The following is a 20933-nucleotide window of genomic DNA, read 5'->3' as shown; positions in this document are numbered from 1 at the left end:
TTACGCCCGGCCGGCCGCTCCCCCGCCGCCCGCTCCCGTGCCGCCCGCTCCCCTGCTGCCCACAGTCCGCCAGCCATGCGGACTCTGCCCGTACTCCTGCTTAAAGGCACTCGAGAAGGAAGCCGGGCTGCCGTAGCCTGCTTCCTCCCCCACGGCGGCCACCGTCCGGGCGGTTGCGCGCAGCTCGTCCGCCGCCCAGGCCAGGCGCAGCCGGCGCTGGTAGGCACCGGGTCCCAGCCCGGTGCGGCGGCTGAACCGCTGCGAAAACGCCGCCCGGGACAGGGCCCCGCTCCGAGCCATGGCTTCCACTGATATCGTCCTTCGGGGATTCGCGTGGAGTTGTTCAATAACCCGGTCGATCAGCGGATCCCCCTGCCGGGCGATTCCCGGTCTCGCCGCCCGCAGAGCGGCCACGAGCAGCGCATCCAGCAGCCGGTCCAGGACCACGGCCTGTCCCGGAGCTTCGGTGGCCGCCTCGGCCGCCAACAGGTCGGCGAAGGCACGCGTGGAGGAATCAGTGGCCTCCACCAACAGTTCGGGCAGCAGCTGCACCCAAAGCCGTCCGATTTCGAGAGGATCGGCATACGTGCCCACCAGAAACCTGTCCCTGCCCCGTTCCGTGGTGCCCCAGGTGCGCACACCCCGCTGCATGGACTCAACCAGACGGTTGCCGTGGACGTCGATGCAGGACTGATCCGGCGGGATGATGAAATCCGCAGAGCGCTCCGGATCCGAGGAGACGGAGTACGGTCCGGGACCGCGTACAACGACGACCTCGCCGGCCACCGCCCGGGCCACTCCGGAGGCAGTAGTGACGGAGCAGCTACCCTCCAGGACCGCCAGAACTGTCAGCATGGCCTCGTCCGCCACCCGAATGGACCACTCGCCGTCCATTTCAAGCCTCAGCACAAACGCGCCCCTGGCCCGCGGCCCCTCAACGAAGACTTCGAAGGACTCCACGCTTCCTTCCCCGATCGTTGTTTCCCGATGTGCGTTTCCCTGTGCATCTACCGTGCATTTCACCGGGCCCGGCTGGACGAATTCGAAACAACTCCAGCGGATTCATTATGGAGCACAGGCGCCGTCAGGGGTGGGATGGAGGCATGAACACATCAACGATTCTCCTGACCGGCGCAACAGGCCGTACCGGCCGCCGCCTCGTCTCCCGCCTGGGCAGCAACGCCCGCTGCAGTATCCGGCGGGCATCCCGCAGCGGCACTCCGTCCTTTTCCTGGACCGCGCCGGAATCCTGGCATCAGCACCTTTCCGGAGCTGACGCCGCCTTCCTTTGTTACGCCCCCGACGTTGCGGATCCGGAGGCACCGGAAATCCTCGGGGCGTTCTCCGCCGCGGCACGGGAGCACGGCGTCCGCCGTCTGGTGCTGCAGTCCGGCCGCGGTGATTCCGCCGCCAGCCCCAGCGAAGAGGCGGTCCGCACCGCCTTTCCCTCCGCCGTCGTCGTGCGTTCGGCCTGGTTCCAGCAGAACTTCTCCGAACACTTTCTGTATCCCCAGGTTCTGGACGGACGGCTGCGGGTGCCGGTGGACCAGGTCTCCGAACCCTTTGTGGACCTTGAAGACTCCGCAGAAGCACTGGAGGCCCTGCTGACGGACCCGGAAACCTATGCGGCCGCCGCCAGGGGGAACGCGGTTCTGGAGTTTACCGGGCCCCAATCCCTGACGTTCGGTGAAGCGGCCGGGCTCCTGACCTCCCGGCTGGGCCGGAGGGTTGTCCATGAGCCGACCGCGCCTGCGGATTTCGTCGCGGCCGCCGGGGAGTACGGGCTCAGCCCTGCAGAGGCCGGGGCATCGCCTGGCTATTCGCCGAAGTCATGAACGGTTCGGTCAGCAACGTCAGGCCCGACCTTGAACAGCTGCTGGGCCGCCCGGCCCGTGCCATGACCGATTACGTGGACCGAACTGCCTCTGCCGGAATCTGGAGCATCCCCCAAGAGCCCGGGGCGTAGCCCGCGGCACTTTCCCCGACGAATATGCGGGGTGCATACTGATCGCCATGCAACCGTCCCATGTGGTCCTGCTGGGTGACTCCATCTTTGACAATGGTGCCTACACCGGCGGCGGTCCGGATGTGGCCGCCCAGCTGCGCGGGGAGCTTTCCGCCCGCTGGACCACCACCCTGCTGGCCAGTGACGGTGACGTTGCAGCCGGCGTCATCCGCCAACTGCGCAAGCTGCCCGCGACCGCGAGCCACCTCGTCATCAGTGCGGGAGGCAACGACGCGCTGGGACATTCCGGGGTTTTGTCCGCGGGTGCAGTCACCGTTGCCGACGCAGTGGAGAAACTGGCCTCCGCACAGGATTCCTTCACCGTCGGTTATCTGGAAATGGTGAAAGCAGTGGCCGCAACTGGGCTGCCGGCCGCGGTCTGCACCATCTACGACACTCCTGCTTCCGAGCCTAACCAGAGGATTATCCGCACAGCCCTTGCCGTCTTCAACGACGTCATCACCCGGGCGGCATTCACGTCAGGGTTTTCAGTGATCGACCTGCGTCTGGTGTGCGACGACGACGGCGACTATGCCAACCCGATAGAACCGTCTGTCCAGGGCGGAGCGAAGATTGCCCGTGCCGTGGCGGCGTATCTGGAGCCCGCCCGTGCCGCGAGACGTACGGCGGTGGTAGCCGGCGCCCGGGCCCCGGAGCACCCCGGCTTCTTGGATTAGGTAGTGAAGTCTGTGGTTGAGCGCGTCGTGGTGCTGGGTTGCGTGTTCTGCGGCAGGCGGAGAGCTATATCCGAAATACTTTATATAAATAGATGGAGTTGGATACGAATTCTCTAAATGAAGAGGGCGCCCCCTAGTCCCTTCCGCTCCCCTCGAACGGCCCGGCGCATCCCTTTAGGTCAGTCTGGGACGGCGCGCTGCCCGGGCCGCCGGAATTTTCATTCCCCGCAGGGACGAGCCTGCAGTCTCGGGCATGGCGGCAACCGCGGCCAGCCCCACCAGGCAGGCCCCCATCATGTAGAAGGCAGGAACCAGGGGGGTGCCGGTCGCGTTGATCAGCAGTTCGTTTAGCACCGGCGCGGTGCCGCCAAAAAGAGCGGTGCTGACGTTATAGGTGACGGCGAAGCCGGCGTAGCGCACCTGGGTGGGGAACATGGCGGGAAAGGTGGCCGAGATCGTGGCCAGCTGCGGGATATACAGCAGGCCCAGCACCGCAAAGCCCAGCAATGCGAACCAGAAACCGCCGGCCATGATCAGATACATGGGCGCGGCGAGAACAAAGAGGCCAATCAGCGAGACCAGCCACATCGGCTTGCGGCCCACTGTGTCTGACAACCGCCCGGCAAACGGAATCAAAGCCATCATGGCCAGCTGCCCCACAAACATCAGGGTGAGAACGACGTCGGCATCCATGCCCACTGTTCCCTCAAGATAGGTGGGCATGAAGCTAAGCAGGGTGTAGTTCACAACGTTGAGCGCAACCACCAGGCCGGCCATGGTCAGCATCGGCCGCCAGTACTTCACCAGCAGGTCCTTTAGGGCCGATCCCGCGGCCGGTTCCACCTCGTGGCGGTTTTCGAGCTCCCGGAAGACAGGCGTATCCTCAAGCCTGGTCCGCAGATAGAGTCCGATAATTCCCAGCGGACCGGCAATCAGGAACGGAATTCGCCACCCCCAGTCGACCATGGCGTCGTTTCCCACCACGAGACTGCAGACAAGGACGATCAGGGACCCCAGGGCGAAACCGCCCAGGGTTCCAAACTCCAGGAAACTGCCGTAGAAGCCGCGCTTCTTGTCCGGTGCGTATTCGGCCATGAAGGTGGCCGCTCCCCCGTATTCACCGCCCGTGGAGAAGCCCTGGATCATCCGCAGCACGATCAGCAGCGCCGGAGCCAGGATCCCAACATTTTCGTGCGTGGGCAGGATGCCGATGGCGAAGGTGGCTCCGGCCATCAGGATGATTGTCAGCGCCAGGACGCGCTTGCGCCCGATCCGGTCTCCCAGCGGCCCCCAGAAAAGCCCGCCCAGGGGCCGAACCAGGAAGGACAGGGCAAAAGTGGCCAGGGTCCACACCGAGCCCGTTGCCGAGTCGCCAGGGAAAAAGTTGGCGGTGATATACGTGGCAGCCACCGCGTAGACCCCGTAATCGAACCACTCGGTGGCGTTTCCCATCGCCGAAGCGGCCACTGCCCGGCGGATGATTTTCCTGCCCTCCGGAGTAGCTGCATCGGGGGCGCGGAAATCCGGCCCGGGAGGAGGAACAGCGCTGGACGATGCTGGTTCGGACATTCCAACCTCCCCGGAACGAACGGCCCCCTTCAACCCCGGCCGCGGATGCCCCCTAGGTTACGCGCTCGTCTTTCTGTTGGTAATGACTTGTCGGTCATGGCGCACCGGCAAGGACAGAGGCCAGGGAATGATCTGCAGCGAGGGCCCTGTAGCCGAAGGGAGCATACGTCCGCAGGCCGCCGTCGTCGTCCGCAGTGACCATGAAGCAGCAGGTCTTCGCAGCAAAATGATCCACTGCGTCGGATACCGGCGCTTCAGGCGCCGGCGTCGGAGATGCGCAGGCCGAGGTTGTCCAGACCGGAGCGGATCATGGCACCGTAGCCGTCGTTGGAGAGGTGTTTGCTGCGCATCTGTCCGGCCTGCTGGTGCTCGCGCGCCAAGTCGAATTGACCGCGGCGAAGATATCCGTCGCCCAGGTTCAGGTGCAGCGAAGGAAGCATGCCCTTGACGGCAGGAATGCCCACCGGCGCGAGATCGCCGTCGGACAGGAAGCCGTGCTCCAGCAGTGCGGTCTCGTCCCAACCGATCTCGGCATCCAGATCATCCTGGACATCGGCAAGATAATGGGCCAGGACGCACCGCTGGCCGTGGTCTTCGGGCGCCGTGCTGTCCCAGCACTCCGTCAGCAAACGCCGGGCCCCCGGTTTGTCTCCCCCAAGCGCGGCTGCCACGGCCGCCAGCACATCATCCCATTCCGCCATGGGCCCATCCTAGGCGAAGGCGGAGAATCCGGTGATGTGCCGTCCCAGGATCAGTGACTGCATGGTGTCGGTGCCCTCATAGGTGAACACCACTTCCATGTCGGTCAGGTGGCGGGCCACGTGGTTCTCCAGGAGCAGACCGTTGCCGCCCATAATGTCGCGCGCCTCGGAGCAGATCCAGCGGCCCTGCCGGGCGGCAAACATCTTCGCCATGGACGCCATGGGACTGGTCATGACACCTTCTTCGGCGAGTTCGTTCAGGCGGAAGCAGGTCAGCTTGATGGCGGTGAGCTGGGCAAGCATGTTGGCCAGCTTGTTCTGCACGAGCTGGAACCGGCCGATTTCCTTGCCGAACTGCACACGGGTTTTCGCGTAGGCGACGGCAATCTCGTACGACGCGACCGCATGGCCGAGCGCTTCCCACGCCACTCCCCCGCGGGTAGCCGCCAGGACCCTGTTGACGTCCTTGAACGAGTTGCAGTTTTCCAGCCGGTTCTCCGCAGGAATCCGCAGGTTCTCAATCACGATATTGGGCTGCAGGACGGCCCGTTTGCCCATCTTTCCGGTAATGACCTCCGCGTTGTAGCCGGCCGGATGGCGGCCGTCGGCATCCTTCTCCATCACAAAAGCCTTCACTGCGGAGTCCGCTTCGTCACGGGCAAAGATGATGACGACGTCGGCGAAGCTCGCGTTGCCGATCCACCGCTTACTGCCGTTCAGGACGTAGCTGTCCCCCTCGCGGCGGGCGGACGTTTCCAGGGAAACGGAGTCCGATCCATGGCCCGGTTCGGTCAGGGCAAACGCCCCGATTTTGTCGAAGCGGGCCATGGAAGGCAGCCAGCGGTGTTTCTGTTCCTCGCTCCCGAGCATGTCGATGCTGCCCATGGCCAGGCCCGAGTGCACACCAAAGAAGGTATTGATGGAACCGTCGCCGCGCGCGAGCTCAGCAGCAGCCGTAGAGGCAGCGAGCCGGGTCATGCCGGGGCACCCGTAACCCTTGATCGTTCCGCCGGCAATGTTCAGTGCCGCCAGCTTGGGAATCAGTTCATACGGGACTTCCGCGCGCTCCCAGTATTCGTTGATCACCGGCAGCAGGTCATTGTCCACAAATTCCCTGACGCGGGCCTGTACATCCTTCGCCTGGTCATCGAGCAGGTTGTCCAGCAGATACAGGTCGCTGTCCACATCCTGCACCGCCGTGGGGTCAAAAGGGGCAGGAAGGGTCTCAGTGGTCGTCATAACGGCTCCATCGCATCGTTGGTCACTCATTCCGGCGAACTAACTAATCGCTTAGTGACCGAGTATGCGTGGACCGCAGCAGTCCGTCAAGGGTGCGGGTCCGACGGTCATCTGCCGCCCCGCACCCGCCGCGGTACAGCGCTCAGCGCACGGAAGATGCGCGGCGATAGAGACGCGCCGCCGCAATCTCGGCGCCGCGGCCCAGCGACTCCAGCTTGGCAACGGCAATGTCCGGGTGCAGCCGGCCGCCCAGACCGCAGTCGGTGCCGGCAATAACATTTTCCGGGCCTACGAGGGAGGCGAAGCGCTCTATCCGCTGGGCCGCAAGTTCCGGGTGTTCCACCACGTTGGTGGCATGCGAGACCACGCCCGGAACCAGAACCTTGCCGTCCGGAAGCTGCTTGTCCTGCCAGATGGTCCACTCGTGCTCGTGGCGGACGTTGGCAGCCTCAAAGGAATATGAGCCGGCGTTGATGCCCAGAACAAGATCCACGATGTCAGCGAAGGGAATGTCCGTGGTGTGGGGCCCGTGCCAGGATCCCCAGCAGACATGGAAGCGGATCTGCTCTTCGGGCAGCCCGCGGAGGGCGTAGTTCAGTGCCTCCACACGGATCTGCGTAAACCGCTGATAGTCCTCGACGCTGGGTTCGGGGTTGATCTGGTCCCAGTTTTCGGCAATTGAGGGATCATCGATCTGTACCGTGAGCCCCGCGTCAACGATGGCTTTGTATTCTTCCCGGAGGACATCCGCCCAGGCCCAGATGAATTCTTCCTCGCTCGCGTAGAACCCGTTCCCGATTCGGCTTGCCGACCCGGGTGACAATGCCGTAATAAACCCGGAGGGAAGGTCTGCGGCGGCCAGCCCGGCCTTGAGGTTGGCTATATCGCTGGACAGGGCCTCGTGGCCGGTGTAGCTGATGGGACCGGTGGCCGTGGGAAAAGCAGTGGCGTTCCGCCCGAGCTGAATCCCGCTTTCCGGATCCGAATAGGCTGCGGCAAATCTGGTCCAGTCCCGCCGGTCGGCAAATGAGGTCAGCCGAATGGTGCCCGGTTCACTGCGAATCGGCGCGGCGGTGATCGGATTGAATTCGGTAAGTTCCAGTCCCGCAGTGCGCTGGAAACTGTAGGTCCACCAGGCGCCGTAGTCCACGGCATTGGACATGGCCTTACCGTATTCACCATCGCCCGGAATGGTAATGCCGAGATCCTTCTGCCGCTGCACCAGGTCCAGAACGGCTGCGGCTAATAGCGATTCAAACTCAGGGGTTCGTTCGAGCGTGAAACCGTCGGCGGCGAAGGTGCGGGCCGCATTGGCGGCTATCAGTTCGGGGGTTCGGGGCAGTGAACCGGCGTGGCTGGTGGAAATGCGGTCAGGCGACATGGGTATTCCTTCCATCGTTCCTGCCGTTAGCACCCTTCCGGATGGAAATGTCCTTGGGGAAGCTGCAGCGTCGCGGAGGCAGGTCTCTCAGCTGCTCTGGATGGTGTGGACGCAGGCTCTCATCCACCGGCAACGCGGGTGCGTCCCCTCTCCGGCCGGTGCCGGGTGCCGTGCGGAGGGGCTGGAACCAGCATGCGGCAGGCCGCACTGAAACTCCAGAAGCGCGTTATATGACGCGGAGACGGGGAAATATGGCGGATTGTCACGCCATATGACCGGACCGGGCAAACCGGAACAAAGGTCTGCCGGGTGCGCCCGGGCGGGAACATTCCTGCCCCCGTGAAAGCATCCTGCCCGGGCCGCGGCAGGTGAACGCCGCGGAATCGCACTAATGAGCGGCGCTGTACGCCTCTCGAATTTCCTGGCTGATCCGTCCGCGGGCGCTGGGCTTATAGCCGTTGTCAATCGCCCATTCGCGGATCTTTCGGCTGTCATCGCTGCGCGGCGCAGATTCACGCCGGGCGCTGCGCCCGGAAGCTCCCCCGCGCAGGCGGCGCCCGCTGGAAAGATACGGACTCAACTTCTCGCGAAGTTCAGCAGCGTGCTCGGTCGTCAGGTCTATTTCGTATTGAGCGCCGTCCAGGGCGAACTTCACAGTTTCCTGTGCGTCATCACCGGTCAGGTCGTCAATCAGCAGAACTTGTCTTTTCTGAGCCACGTGGTCTTGTTCCTTATTCATATAATTCTGGACCACCCCTTCGAAACAGTTTAGCCGAAGGGTGCCAATGAAATAGTGCCCGGGGCACATTCCGCCGAGGGATTGCGAAACTAATCCGAGCTGCGGTCCCGGCCCCTTCATTTCCTGAGCCGGGACCGCAGCGGTGCGGTTAGTGGAGGGTTACGCCGTCGGGCAGTTCATTGGTGGGACGGCGCACCAGGAATGATGCCGCCACGGCCACCAGTGAAATGACCGCGCCCCAGAAGAAGGCCGTGTGAACTCCGGCGGCTGCGGCCGGTACAGCCGCCATGCCGCCGTTTACCGCTGCGGTGGTCCCCGTGGTCATCAGGGTGATGAACACGGCCGTGCCGGCGGCGCCGGCCAGCTGCTGCAGCGTGTTGATGATGGCGCTGCCGTGGGAGTACAGCGACTTGTGCAGGGAACCCAGAGCCGAGGTGAACAAAGGAGTGAAAATGAATCCGAGTCCGGTGTTCAGCAGGCAGTGAAGCACGATCACCAGGGCAACAGGGCTGTTTTCGTCCAGGGCAGTCATGCCCCACAGCGCGGCGCTGAGCACGATTGCTCCGGGGATGACCAGCGGACGCGGACCGAACTTATCGAACAGTCCGCCCACGATCGGTGACAGAACTGCCATGACAGCCCCGCCGGGCAGCAGCAGCAGTCCGGTGTTCAGCGTGGTGAGCCCGAGGACCGTCTGCAGGTACAGCGGCAGAACAATGAGGCATCCGAACAGGGCCATCATGCTGACAAGAACCAGGACGATGGCGACGACGAAGGGTTTGCTCGCAAAGGTCCGCAGGTCCATCAGCGCCCGGTCGGTGCGCTGAAGCACCAGTTGGCGGAGAATGAATCCGGCCATGGCCAGGACGCCGGCGGTTAGCGGAATCCACAGCGGCATCATTGCCTTGCCGGAGGCGGCTTCGCCAATGCTGCTCAGCCCGAAGATCAGTCCGCCGAAGGCAAAGGTGGACAGCACAATGGAGAGGATGTCGAAGGGGACGCGTTTGGACTCGGTCAGGTTCTGGACCTTCAGCGCTCCCACGATCAGGGACAGCACTGCGATCGGCAGGACCAGCCAGAACATCCAGCGCCAGTCAAGGACGCTGAGAATGATGCCCGAGACGGTGGGGCCGATGGCCGGAGCCACGGCAATGACGATCGAGATGGTTCCCATCATGCGTCCGCGCCGGTGGGCGGGGACGGCGTTGAGGACGGTGGTCATCAGCAGCGGGAGCATGATGGCGGTGCCGCCGGCCTGGATGACGCGTCCTGCCAGCAGCACTCCGAACCCCGGGGCCAGTGCGGCCAGCAGGGTTCCGGCGCTGAACAGCGACATGGCGGTCATAAACAGGCCGCGCATGGAGAAGCGCTGGAGCAGGAACCCGGTGGCGGGAATCACCACCGCCATGGTCAGCATAAAGCCGGTGGTCAGCCACTGCGCGGTTCCGGCGGTGATGTTCAGATCTGCCATGAGCCGCGGCAGGGCCACGCTCATGATGGTTTCGTTCAGGATCACCACGAAGGACGAGACCAGCAGGAGACCGATCACGGTCTTGGTGCGGGGATCCAGGGCATCCGGTGCCGGGACCCGTGCGCCGCGGGGCGTTTTGCCGGCTGCTTTTGCAGGTACCGCCCGGCCGGAGGCCGTTTGCGGCTGCGGGGACGACTGTTCGGAGGAGACTACGGAAGGGGGGTCAATGCTCAAAAGAGAGAAATCCTGTTCACGGTGGTGGAGGTGGGTGCCGGGTCTTGCCCGAGCTGCAATCTTAGCCGCGCCCCGGAAGGCCCTTGAACGCGCCCGGGCGGGGCAGCAGCCGCCGCTGCTGCCCCGCCCGGACCTCGATTGTCAGTCTGCCGGCCGACGCAGCGCGGCACGCGTGGCCACCGCTATGGAGCCCAGGCCCAGCAGCGCCGTCGTGCCGGCAAGCAGCAGATATGCCACCGGCTGAATTGTCGGCACCGGCTGGCCGGAGACGCTGAAGGCAATACCCATCAGCGGCGGCACGGCGAGCGCCGTGCCCAGCACGACGGCGGTCACGGCTACCAGCACCGATTCCAGCCGCGTCATGCGGCGCAGCTGCGCATCGGAGGCTCCCAGGGTGCGCAGCAGCAGCAGTTCGGGGCGGCGCCGTGCGGTCGCCATCACCAGGGTATTGACCACCGAGATACCCAGGTACCCCAGCAGCACCAGCATCGCCAGGACGGAGACCCACGACTCGGCGCTGCGCTCTGCTGCTCCGGCGGCGCCCAGCTCCTCCCTGTCCAGTACCGTCAGGCCCAACTCGCCCACCGCAGCGGTCAGCGCTGCCGGATCCGCATCATCTTCCGCGCTGACCAGCAGATGGTCGTTCAGACCCGTAGTGGTGTGGCCGCGCAGGGTGTCGTTGGCCACCGCGACGTCGCCGAATCCCAGGCCCCGTTCATAGGTGGCGACGACGACCGCTGTCGCCTCGGTTCCGTCACCGTAGTAGAAGGCGAACTCCTCCCCCGGCTCTGTACCGGTTTCCCGGGCCAGCGCCGTACTCAGCGCCACGGTGCCCGGCTCGGACAGCCGGTCCAGCGTCCCTTCGCTCACCCCAAGGTCCAGGGTTCCGGACAGGTCCTCCGGAGCCAGACCTTGGATGGCGTAGGGCTGCACTCCGTCCTCCATCCCCAGGAACGCGGCTTTCGCGAGGATTGCGGAGCGGGCCACGGGAGACGTGGCTTCCACGCCGGGCAGCGCGGCGACCTTGTCCGCCAGTTCCCCGGAGATTCCGGAGCCCGGGGCGCTGACCAGGTAACCGGCCACCACTCCGTCACGGGATTGCCGCTCGGCTTCCGCAGCCACGGTTGTCGGCATAAAGAACTGCACGGATCCAAGCGCGATGGCCAGCGCCAGCGGAATGATCCCCGAGGCCAGCCGGCGCGGGAACGCCGTGGCATTGGCCTCGGCCAGAATCAGCGATGCCGATGCGCTGCGGCGGACCAGCGGCTGCAGCAGTTTCAGCACCCCCGCCACCAGCCAGGGCCCGAGGACTCCGGCACCGATGATCAGGAGCAGGATGCTGGAGGCTGCGGCAGCGAGACCGGCAGTCCCGGGCACCGCCACCGGAACCAGCGCGGCGGCAAGGCCTGAGCCCAGCAGCGCCAGCCCGGTAATGACGCGGCCGCGGCCCAGCTGTGATTTCTCGGTGACCGACTCGCGCAGCGCGGTTGTCGGTGCTGTGCGGACGGTGCCGCGGGCGGCAACAAGCGAAGCGCCCACTGCGGCCGCAATACTGATCAGGACGGCGGCCAGCGCCGGAAGCGGGCTGAAGGCCAGCCGGAAACCTTCGGGAATGACCCCGGCGGCGGCAAACTGGCTGCCCAGGAACCCGGCGAGCAGGAATCCGGGCGCAGCGCCCAGCACTGCGGCCGTCCCTGAAACCAGCAGGACTTCGCGGACCACCAGGCCCAGGGTCTGGTTGGCTCCGGCTCCCACTGCACGCAGCATCGCGAATTCCCGCCGGCGGCCCAGAATAGACAGGGACAGGGTTCCGGCGGTCACAAACACCGCCGTCATTACCGCCACCCCGGCCAGGGACCCGCTGAACAGCAGCAGCGTGGAACGGGCGGCGGAACCGCCCAGGTTCTCCACATCGCCGCGCCGGTCCCCGGTGTAGCCAACGACTCCGGCCACCTGCGACTCGATATCCGCGGCGAGCTGCTCCGGACGGACATCCGCGCCGGCAATAACACCCACCGTGGCCACGGTGTCCCCGTGCGGCCAGAGAGCCGCCGCGCCGTCGGTGCTCAGGAAAACGGCGGGCCCCGCGGCACCGGCGTCGTTGGCCTCGGTGCCGGCCTCCGGCGAAACAATGCCGGTGACCGTGTACTCCGCCGGAACACCGCCGTGGCTCAGGACGAGCCTGCTGCCGGGATCCGCCCCGAAGCTCTCGTCCACCGCAACGTCCTTCTCACCCGCGGGAACTTCTCCCGACGACAGCGCGTACGGTGCCAGGGCGGCGCTTTCCCACCCGGCGGCGGACACGCTCGTGCCGTCTGCCGTGGCCAGGGGGATGTCAACGCTGCCGACAGCTTCCTCGACCCCCGGAACGGATGCGATCTGCGCGACGGCTTCGGCCGGAAGCAGGACACGCTCGGAGAAGGGAGCATCCATGTCCTCCACCACGGGGTGCGACTGAGGGGCGCCCACTACGACGTCGGCTCCCTTCAGCCGCTCGGCTGCGATGCCGCCGCGAAGTCCCGATTCAATGAGGATACCCATGGCGGTGATGAGCGCGGCGCAGAGGAAGACGGCCACAAATACTCCGGCGAAACCGCCGCGGTGGTGCCGGATCGAGGCTTTGGCAAGAGAAAACATGTCAGTGCTCCCCAAGGATGGCCATGCGTTCGCTGACGTCCAGCGCGGTTGCACCGGTCATGCTGCCGTCGAGGCGTCCGTCCGCAAGGAAAATGACGGTGTCGGCGTGGCCGGCGGCCACCGGATCATGGGTCACCATGACCACTGTCTGGCCCAGGACCGAAACCGTGTGCCGGAGCAGGTCCAGCACCTGGCGGGCCGTCCCGGAGTCGAGGGCTCCGGTGGGTTCGTCGGCGAAAACAGCGTCGGGCCGGGTTATGAGGGCCCGGGCAATTGCTGCCCGCTGCTGCTGGCCGCCGGAAAGCTCCTGCGGCTTCCGCTCGCCCAGCCCTGCCAGCCCCACGGACTCCAGTACGTAGTCGAGCCACGCGTCGTCGCTCCCCCGTCCGGCCAGCAGCAGCGGCAGCGTGACGTTCCGGGCCACGGTGAGCTGGGGCAGCAGGTTGTAGGACTGGAAGACAAAGCCCACGTGATCGCGGCGGAAGCGGGTCAATGCCTTGCTGCGCATTCCGGAAATCTCGGTGCTTCCCAGCAGCACGCGGCCGCTGTCGGGGGCGTCCAGCCCGGCTGCACACTGCAGCAGGGTGCTCTTGCCCGAACCGGAGGGGCCCATGACCGCGGTGAAGGTTCCGGCCGGTACGGCGAGGGATACGTCGCGGAGGGCCGGCACCGTGGTGCTGCCCGAGCGGTAGCTCTTCGAAACGCCCTGCAGCTGCAGGGCGGCGGGGACGTCCAGGTCTGGAAATTCGGAAGGATCGGAAAACATGGGGTTCATCCTTTGAGCGGTTTAGTGGCGGGGTCTTTGCTTCCACCGACGCTACGGATTGGTGAAACGCGATCCGATACAGCCAACAGCCCGGTTTGGGGTATAGCTGGCTATACCGACACTGTCCGGACGCTCGGGCATAATTCATCAGGTGAGACTCCCCAGCCGTGCCAGCCTGCAGACCCGCCTACGGGATGCGGCTTTCCTCCTGCGCGAGGCCGGCTACTGGCTGGGCTCGCTGGGAATCCTGGTTGCCGGGCTGGTGCTGCTTCCGTTCATCGCCCTCGGCGTCGGGCTGTATGCGGTTCCCGGCCTCTTGGAGGTCCTGGACCGGCTTGCCGCCCGGGCGCAGGGACGGGCCGCCGGATTCGCTGCGGCTGTGGTTCCCTTTGAACGGCGCCGGCTCACCGGCCGGTATTCCTTCGCCCAGTTGGCGGCCCTGCTCAGCGCTCCGGAGTCCAAACGCGACCTGTCCTGGCTTCTGTTCCACAGTGCCTTTGCCCTGCTGGCAGGCATCCTGGCCCTGGTGCTGCCCCTGGGCTCCGTGCTGTATATAGCGGCCGCCCCGTTCTGGCCCCTGTTCCCTCCGGACTCGCCGCTGGAGCTGACCATCGCCATTCACAGCTGGGGTGATGCCCTCCTGACCATGCTGCTTGGAGCGGCGTACGGGGTTGCCGCCTGGATTCTGCTTCCGTGGATGGCCCGGAGAATCAGCGAGGGAACTCTCGCCATCCTCTCGCCCCGCCGCTATGCCGACCTGTCGCAGCGCATTTCCGAGCTCTCCGCAGCCCGGGCCAGTGCTCTCACTGCGCACGCCGCGGAGCTGCGCCGCATTGAGCGGGAACTGCACGACGGCGCGCAGAACCGGCTGGTCGGCGTCGTCATGATGCTGGGGCTCGCGCAGCGTGCTGCCGAGACCGACCCGGCCGCCGCCGTGCCCTTCATTGGGCGCGCCCAGGATGCCGCGTCCGAAGCGCTGGCCGGCCTGCGTGCCGCCGTGCATGACATCTATCCGCCGGTCCTGGACGAGCTGGGCCTGGGCGGTGCGGCCTCGGCGCTGACCAGCCGCTCCCCCATCCCCTGCTCCCTGGACGTGCACGGGCTGGAGCGTGCCCCGGCGGCGGTGGAATCAGCTGCTTATTTTGTCCTCGCCGAGGCCCTGACCAATGCGGCGAAGCACTCCGACGCGTCACGGATCGACGTGGTGCTGCACACCGAATCAACTCCTCGGGAGGATGTCCTGGTGATACAGGTGAACGACGACGGGCGCGGCGGCGCGCGGGTGGGACCGGTTGATGCTGCCGAGGGCTCCGGAACCGGGCTTGCCGGGATTGCCCGGCGGGCCGCGGCGTTTGGCGGCAGGCTGGTGCTGGCCAGTCCGGGTGGCGGGCCCACGAAAGTCAGGGTGGAACTGCCGTGCGCCTTCTAATAGCTGAGGATGATGCGCTGCTGCGCGCCGGACTGGAGCTGCTGCTCCGGGGCGAAGGATTCGACGTCGTGGGTTCCTGGGACAACGCCGATGACCTGCTGGCAGCCTTCGAGCCGGGCGGGGCAGACGGTGCGGTGCTGGATGTGCGGATGCCGCCCACCTTCACGAACGAGGGACTAAAAGCAGCCCTGGAATTGCGGGCGCGGGTGCCCGGCTTTCCCGTTCTGGTCCTTTCCGCCTACGTAGAGGACCGCTACGCCAGCAGGCTGCTGGCCTCCGGGGCCCAGGGTGTGGGCTACCTGCTAAAGGAACGCGTGGGCAACGTCGGGGAATTTGTTGACGGCCTGCGGCGCGTATCCTCCGGGGGAACCGTGATGGATCCGGAAGTCATCGCCCAGCTGTTCAGCCGGCGCAGCACCCGGGACCCCATCAGGTCCCTGACTCCCCGGGAGTTCGAAGTTCTGGGGCTGGTTGCCGAGGGGCTGGGCAACACAGCCATTGCTTCGGCCATTTCCGTTTCGGAGACTGCTGTCAGCAAGCACATCGGCAATATCTTTGCGAAGCTGGGACTGGCCCCGTCAGACAGTGGCCACCGCCGGGTCCTCGCCACCCTGGCATATCTGCGGTCCTAGTTCAGCCTCCAGATCTCCTCACCGTCAGGATCAAGCAGCCCGGTGCGTAGGAGCCCAATACGGGCCGCTACCGCTGCGGAGGGAACGTTTGCGGGGTGGATGCCGGCGGAAAACCGGCCCACGCCCTGCCGGATGAGCCAGTCCACCATGGCCTGAGCTGCTTCCGTGGCATAGCCTCGACCCTGATGTTCCTCACCCACTACCCAGGCGAGATCCGCCGTCAAGCTGCCGGCATCGACCGTTGCCTGGACAAAACCCGCAGCGGATCCAGTATCCCGAGCCCGGATAACCCAGTTCAACCATATTTGCGCGCCCGATGGATCTCCGCCTGATTGGAGGATGTAGCGGTGAGTCAGCACTTCCAGTCCCGGCGGCAGCCCGCCGGTGAATTCATAAAGTCCCGGATGCGCCAGGACCTGCACCATTTCCGGAGCATGGTCCGGGTGCAGAGGTTCCAGAGTGAGTTGGGCGGTCTCCAAAACAGTCCCGGTGGCTCTTTGGCTCATCATGCGCGCATTCCTTACCCGTCCGGTAAATGTTTTTCCCGCTCCCATCATGGTGTATTAGGTCCTCAGCACGGTATGAGTCTGCTGTAAGAAATTTGCGCGCTACCTGCACTCCCCGGGCTTCCCGGGGCGGCGGCGCACGCGCAGGGGCGGGTAGGCTAGGAGTGCTCCCGGTTCCCGCTGATCTTTGCGTTCCGGCCAGATGACGAAGAAAGAGAAGAAGATGCCAGCTCCTCAGCGAACAGATGCCGACAGTATTCGCCAGGATTTTGGATTCCTCACCGTCGCGGAAGTTCTGCAGCTTTGTACTACGCAGCAGATCCTGGATCCGTCATCAACGCTGATTTCCGCAAAAGTACAGCTGGGCGAAGGAAATGTTTTTTATCCCGGCGTCGTACTTCAGGCCGACAATGAGAGCTCCTGCGTGATCGGCCACCGCAATGTCTTTTACCCGGGGGCTTATGTCTCCGCCGAACACGGCGGGATGATCCTTTTGGGATCCGACATTACGCTGGGCCCCGGCAGCGTGCAGCTCAAAGCCGGCCGGGCAGATGCGGTTGCGGTCGGCGACAGCGCCCGGCTGGCCAACGGCCCAGTGGTGACGGGGCGGTCCGTGCTCGGCTCCGGCTCGCAGATCCTGGGAGCTGTCGAGGCTGAATCCGTAGTCCTTGCCGACGGCGGGGATTACCGGTCCAGCCCGCCGGAGAAGCGCGGTGCAGTTCTGAAGGGCGCGGGAATGGTGCGCGACGTGAGGTTGGCGCCCGGCGACCTCCTGCAGGGATTCGGCAATTTCGCCGTTGCCAACGTGATCCGCCAGACGAACTAGCCGGACCGGAGAGGGGCAGGCGCGGCCCATAGTGTCACGGCCCACCCCTAGCATAAAGAGGCGCCACTCACACGGTACTGCGAGGTCCGTTACTAAATAGTTATCCTCCCGTAATCGTCTTGTAGCGTAGTGGTCGTGCCGTTATCTGAAGCGGCTCCCTTGGCTTGTTACCTAGCTCTGCCGCTGGCCAAGGTCCACAGATATTCACACTTCGGCAGAGGCGGGGGAACCACAAACGGGTTCCTTTGAATCCTTGGGGTTAAGTCAGCCAAAGGTTTCTACGGCTGACCGGGTGACTCCCATCCGCATCCGACAGCTCACCTCGCAGGTATCGGGAGAGGTAACTCAATGTCTTTCAACAACACTCGTGGACGCCACCGTGCCGAGACCGCCGGAATGTGGGCCGCAATTGCGAACTCCACCAGCGGCAAAGCACGCACCATCGGCAGCACCGCTGCCGTTGTGGCAGCAGGTTCCGGCCTGATGCTCGGCATGGCGGCTCCGGCCTCTGCCGGTGTCATTGCCAACGACTCAGCCGAGTCCTACAGCGCACCTGCCGCCGTTGCCGCTCCTGTTGCCGCTCCGGCAGCAGCTCCCGCGGCTTCGGGCTCCACCCACGTTGTTCAGGCCGGCGACACGCTCGGCAAGATTGCCGCCACGTACGGCGTCAACCTGAATGACATCCTGGCGCAGAACGGCCTTGCGCTGGAATCCATCATCTACCCCGGTGACGTCATCACGTACGCCGGCGGCGCCGCAGCAGCAGCTCCCGTTGCTGCAGCTGCACCGGCAGCTGCTTACGCCGCTCCGGCCGCCGCTGCAGAGACTGCAGACTTCGGCAGCATCAGCACCCAGGCCTCCTCGGTGACTCCTGCTCCCGCAGCCGGCGCAGCTGTTACCGGCACCAACCAGACCATGCTGAACTCCGCCTTCTCCCAGATGGGTGCCATGCAGGACTGCACCGTGCTGGTGGAAGTTGCCCTCCGGGCAGCAGGCCACTCAGTTGGCGACCTGGCCCCCGCGCAGCTTGCTGCCTACGGAACCCCGGTCTCTGACCCGATGCCCGGCGACATCATCTACTACGCCGACGGCGGCATGGGCTTTGCCCACATCGCTATCTACATCGGCGACGGCCAGGCCATCCACAGCGGATGGAACGGCAACCAGACTGTTCAGCAGAGCGCTAACGTCGGTTCCGGTGCCGCGTACTACCGCGTAGCGTAATCACGCAGCACTAGATTTACCGCAGGGGCGGGAAGCGAACGTCCCAAACCTTCGGTGAAACCAAAAGGAACGCCCGGCCATTGGCCGGGCGTTCCTTTTCTCGTCCCAGTTGGATTGTCCCAGTTGGAATATCTCAGTTGGAATGTCTCAGTTGAATTCTCGTTCAGCTGGCTTTTGTTCAGTTGGCGGTCTGGATGGAGTTGGCTGCCTTTGGGTCTGACGGTCCTTAGGCGGCAGGCTCGTCCTGTTCCCGGGCGTCGTCCTCCTCCGCGGGGCCGTCGTTATCGGAGCCTGGCCCGCCGTCGTCGTCCGGACCGTTGCCGCCGCCGCGGTGGCCGTCATGGTGTCCGTGCCGGCCCTGATCCGCGTCCTGGTCCTGGTCCGGGCGGCCCATCTCAGTGTCGCTGCCCCGGGAGCCCTTGTCCGGCTTCTCGCCGGAGTCAGGCTTCTCGCCGGACTTCTTATCACGGTCATCCGCATCCGGTTCGCTGTCGGCGTCCGCCTCAGAGTCCGAACCGCCGTTGTCGTCGTCGGAACGCGGACCGCGGTCGGGCCTGGCGTCCGAGTCTTCCGTCTCGGTGTTGTTCTCCGTGCCCTCGTTCTGCTGCTCGGTCACCGAGGCCTGTTCCTGATCCGCCGGGGAATCCGCGGTAGCCATGCCGGCGAAGAAAGAACCAACCAGCAGTGCCAGGGCCCCGACGACGCCGAGAATCCAGCCAAGCGGTCCCCTGGCCTTGTCCCGGATTGCCATAGTGGTTTTCACCTCCGAATAGTGGGTTGCTTACACATCCATTTTCGGATCAGATTCTTCGAGGATTCTTAGGGCCGCTTTCCGGCCAGCGGCAGCCGGACTTCCACCACTCCGCCCGCACCGCCCGCGGCAGGCAGCGCGCGGACGCTGCCGCCGTAACGGGCTGCTATTTCTGCGACCAGGGCCAAGCCCAACCCGTAGTGCCGCGGCTCTGCTGAAGTTTCTTCGCCGCGCGACGGTCCCGGTTCAGCGGTTCGGCCATCCTTTTCGGCGGGGTCCCCGGCCGGCTTCCGGGTCTGGTTCCGGGCCGGCTTCCGGGTCTGGTTCCCGGCAGGCTTCCGGGTCTGGTTCCGGGTAGAGGCGAACCGTTCGAAGGCATGCCGGCTGAATCCGGGCGGAAAGCCGGGACCGTCGTCCATAACCCTGATCACCGCTTCCCTGCCGCTGGGCCGCACGGAAACCCGCACGAGTGACCGGGCATAGTCCAGCGCGTTGGCCCCCAGAGCCGTGAAGATCCGCTGCAGGGCAAACTGACCGCCGAGAACAATAACCTCCGGCGCCGGAGTATCCAGCTCCAGGAACAGATTGCGGCGCCTGGCTTCGGGCTGCAGCGACGCCACCGCTGATTCCGCCAGCACAACCAGGTTCACCGGTTCCGCCGGGCCGGTCTGCCGGGGATCGGCAGCCATCAGCAGGTCCTCCAGAATCCCGGTCAGCACCTTGGTGTCGGCCACGACGTCGTCGGCCGCCTGCACCGCTTCCTGGTCCGGCCGGCCACTGCTGCCGTCAGCGTTGGATTGGGGCGCCGGCCCGGCGGCGTCGGACACGAGCCGGCGCCGCAGCAGCTGCGCCCGGGTGCTGAGCAGCGTCAGCGGAGTCCGCAGTTCATGGCTGGCGTCCGCAACAAAACGGCGCTGCAGCGCCAGCGCTTCAGCCATGGGACGCATAGCTGCGCGCGCCGCCAGGGCAGAGACCGCTCCGGCCACCAGGCCCGCCGCCGCCACGGAAACCACCAGTGCCAAGGCCAGGCGCCGGAGCTGTTCGGTGGATTCACGCGTGTCAACGGCCGCCTGGACTACGTCGCGGCCGCGGCGGGTGGTCAGGACCTCGTAGGTGCGGTCCCCGGCGGTCACGGTATCCCGGCGGGCGACGCCGGTCTCAGCCACTTCGGCCAGCGCCTCCTCGTCCGGCAGCCCCGAAGGCATGTTGCGGGAAACAGCCAGCCGTCCGTCGTCGTACACGGCCAGGAAGACATCCAGCGGAGCCTCCCGCGGAGAATCGGACTGTGCGGCCGAGGACAGTGTCTGTTCCACAGCTTCCCGGGTCTGCGTGGATACCAGTCCGTACACCAGCCCCGCGGCCAGGCCCAGCAGCACCACAACCAGGACCGTGAACTGGACGGCCAAGCGCAGCGACGCGCGCGTCAGCTCGGCATCTTCCGGGTTGCCCCCGGGGTGCTTCACGTCCGAGCTCCGAGCCGGTATCCGATGCCGCGCACCGTCAGCACGATGCCCTTGCCCAGCTTCCGCCGAAGGTAATGGACATACGTGTCCACCACGCCGTCGTCGTCCGCGTCCGGGAACACGGCGTCCAGGAGGTCAGCGCGCGGAAAGACCTGCGCGGGGCGGCGTGCCAGCTGTTCCAGGAGGGCACCTTCGCGGTCGGAGAGGACCACCACCTCGCCCGAGTCGGTGGTCACGGTACGTCCGGTGGTATCCAGGACTCCGCCGGGCACGGGCAGGGCAGGCGCGCGGGGAACATTCCGGCGCCGCAGCACCCGGAGCCGGGCCAGCAGTTCGTCAATGTCGAAGGGCTTGGCCAGATAGTCCTCGGCGCCGCGGTCCAGGCCTTCCACCCGGTCCGCCGGGTTTCCCAGAGCGGATAGCACCAGCGCGGGCACGTAGATGCCCCGGCTGCGCAGCCGGGCCAGGACATCGAGCCCCTCGATGGCCGGCAGTCCGCGGTCCAGCAGGAGGACATCGAACGGGTGGGTCAGCCCCTCGTGCAGGGCCCGCTGTCCGTCGAAGGCCACCGTCACTGCATAGCCTTCGGATTCCAGGAGCTCCGCCAGCATCCGCGCCAGGCTGCGGTCATCTTCCACGACCAGGATCCGGGGACGGTCCGTCATGCCCGAAAGTCTAGCCGC

Annotated in this window: 19 protein-coding genes and 1 riboswitch; of the genes, 6 read left to right on the top strand and 13 right to left on the bottom strand. The window is 65.6% G+C overall.

What is annotated here, in order from left to right; genetic code table 11:
• Positions 1 to 960, bottom strand: a complete 960-nt coding sequence (locus M1D40_RS08635) for a cupin domain-containing protein (protein ID WP_461170914.1) — start codon at positions 958 to 960, stop codon at positions 1 to 3.
• A 143-nt stretch (positions 961 to 1103) separates the two neighbouring features.
• Here M1D40_RS08635 and M1D40_RS08630 point away from each other — a divergent pair, with 143 nt between their 5' ends.
• Both M1D40_RS08630 and M1D40_RS08625 read left to right on the top strand, forming a co-directional pair.
• Positions 1104 to 1835, top strand: coding sequence for an SDR family oxidoreductase (locus tag M1D40_RS08630; protein ID WP_461170913.1), 732 nt, complete (start codon positions 1104 to 1106; stop codon positions 1833 to 1835).
• 178 nt (positions 1836 to 2013) lie between these two features.
• On the top strand, positions 2014 to 2682 hold the full coding sequence (locus M1D40_RS08625) for an SGNH/GDSL hydrolase family protein (protein WP_461170912.1): 669 nt from the start codon (positions 2014 to 2016) through the stop codon (positions 2680 to 2682).
• Between the two features lie 174 nt (positions 2683 to 2856).
• Here the strand turns inward: M1D40_RS08625 and M1D40_RS08620 are convergent, their stop codons facing one another.
• The 8 genes from M1D40_RS08620 to M1D40_RS08585 form a co-directional block, all read right to left on the bottom strand.
• On the bottom strand, positions 2857 to 4251 hold the full coding sequence (locus M1D40_RS08620; RefSeq protein ID WP_461170911.1) for an MFS transporter: 1395 nt from the start codon (positions 4249 to 4251) through the stop codon (positions 2857 to 2859).
• 254 nt (positions 4252 to 4505) lie between these two features.
• Entirely contained in the window at positions 4506 to 4952 is a 447-nt protein-coding gene (locus M1D40_RS08615; RefSeq protein ID WP_461170910.1) for a hypothetical protein, read from the bottom strand.
• Positions 4953 to 4961: 9 nt separating this feature from the next.
• Complete coding sequence (locus M1D40_RS08610) at positions 4962 to 6191, bottom strand: acyl-CoA dehydrogenase family protein (RefSeq protein ID WP_461170909.1); 1230 nt, start codon at positions 6189 to 6191, stop codon at positions 4962 to 4964.
• 142 nt (positions 6192 to 6333) lie between these two features.
• Positions 6334 to 7572 carry a cobalamin-independent methionine synthase II family protein gene (locus M1D40_RS08605; RefSeq protein ID WP_461170908.1) on the bottom strand — a complete coding sequence of 413 codons (1239 nt, stop codon included), beginning with the start codon at positions 7570 to 7572 and terminating at the stop codon, positions 6334 to 6336.
• Positions 7573 to 7960: 388 nt separating this feature from the next.
• The gene (locus tag M1D40_RS08600; protein WP_341392976.1) at positions 7961 to 8311 is read right to left on the bottom strand and encodes a histone-like nucleoid-structuring protein Lsr2; all 351 of its coding nucleotides are present in this window, start codon (positions 8309 to 8311) and stop codon (positions 7961 to 7963) included.
• 148 nt (positions 8312 to 8459) lie between these two features.
• Complete coding sequence (locus tag M1D40_RS08595; RefSeq protein ID WP_461170907.1) at positions 8460 to 10016, bottom strand: MDR family MFS transporter; 1557 nt, start codon at positions 10014 to 10016, stop codon at positions 8460 to 8462.
• Positions 10017 to 10157: 141 nt separating this feature from the next.
• Positions 10158 to 12653, bottom strand: coding sequence for an FtsX-like permease family protein (locus M1D40_RS08590; RefSeq protein WP_461170906.1), 2496 nt, complete (start codon positions 12651 to 12653; stop codon positions 10158 to 10160).
• Position 12654: 1 nt separating this feature from the next.
• Positions 12655 to 13419 (bottom strand): ABC transporter ATP-binding protein, encoded by a 765-nt coding sequence (locus M1D40_RS08585; RefSeq protein ID WP_461170905.1) that lies wholly within the window; start codon positions 13417 to 13419, stop codon positions 12655 to 12657.
• A 151-nt stretch (positions 13420 to 13570) separates the two neighbouring features.
• On the opposite strand from M1D40_RS08585, the gene M1D40_RS08580 reads away from it, so the two are divergent.
• Positions 13571 to 14848, top strand: a complete 1278-nt coding sequence (locus tag M1D40_RS08580; RefSeq protein WP_461170904.1) for a sensor histidine kinase — start codon at positions 13571 to 13573, stop codon at positions 14846 to 14848.
• Entirely contained in the window at positions 14836 to 15480 is a 645-nt protein-coding gene (locus M1D40_RS08575) for a response regulator (RefSeq protein WP_461170903.1), read from the top strand. Before M1D40_RS08580 ends, M1D40_RS08575 begins: the two co-directional genes overlap by 13 nt.
• On the opposite strand, the gene M1D40_RS08570 is transcribed toward M1D40_RS08575, so the two are convergent.
• Positions 15477 to 15989, bottom strand: coding sequence for a GNAT family N-acetyltransferase (locus M1D40_RS08570; RefSeq protein ID WP_461170902.1), 513 nt, complete (start codon positions 15987 to 15989; stop codon positions 15477 to 15479). The genes M1D40_RS08575 and M1D40_RS08570 overlap by 4 nt on opposite strands.
• A gap of 220 nt (positions 15990 to 16209) precedes the next feature.
• Between M1D40_RS08570 and M1D40_RS08565 the strand changes: the two genes are divergently transcribed.
• On the top strand, positions 16210 to 16812 hold the full coding sequence (locus M1D40_RS08565; RefSeq protein WP_461170901.1) for a hypothetical protein: 603 nt from the start codon (positions 16210 to 16212) through the stop codon (positions 16810 to 16812).
• Between the two features lie 195 nt (positions 16813 to 17007).
• Positions 17008 to 17157: riboswitch (cyclic di-AMP (ydaO/yuaA leader) on the top strand.
• 3 nt (positions 17158 to 17160) lie between these two features.
• Complete coding sequence (locus M1D40_RS08560; RefSeq protein ID WP_461170900.1) at positions 17161 to 18036, top strand: LysM peptidoglycan-binding domain-containing protein; 876 nt, start codon at positions 17161 to 17163, stop codon at positions 18034 to 18036.
• A gap of 226 nt (positions 18037 to 18262) precedes the next feature.
• On the opposite strand, the gene M1D40_RS08555 is transcribed toward M1D40_RS08560, so the two are convergent.
• From M1D40_RS08555 to M1D40_RS08545, 3 genes are all read right to left on the bottom strand, one after another.
• Positions 18263 to 18787, bottom strand: coding sequence for a hypothetical protein (locus M1D40_RS08555; RefSeq protein ID WP_461170899.1), 525 nt, complete (start codon positions 18785 to 18787; stop codon positions 18263 to 18265).
• A gap of 68 nt (positions 18788 to 18855) precedes the next feature.
• Entirely contained in the window at positions 18856 to 20250 is a 1395-nt protein-coding gene (locus M1D40_RS08550) for a sensor histidine kinase (RefSeq protein WP_461170898.1), read from the bottom strand.
• Entirely contained in the window at positions 20247 to 20915 is a 669-nt protein-coding gene (locus M1D40_RS08545; protein ID WP_461170897.1) for a response regulator transcription factor, read from the bottom strand. Before M1D40_RS08545 ends, M1D40_RS08550 begins: the two co-directional genes overlap by 4 nt.
• Positions 20916 to 20933 lie beyond the last annotated feature (18 nt).

Source organism: Arthrobacter sp. Z1-15, from assembly GCF_054792395.1.
The sequence above is the reverse complement of the archived record's forward strand: the minus strand, read 5'-3'. Positions and strand labels throughout refer to the sequence as shown.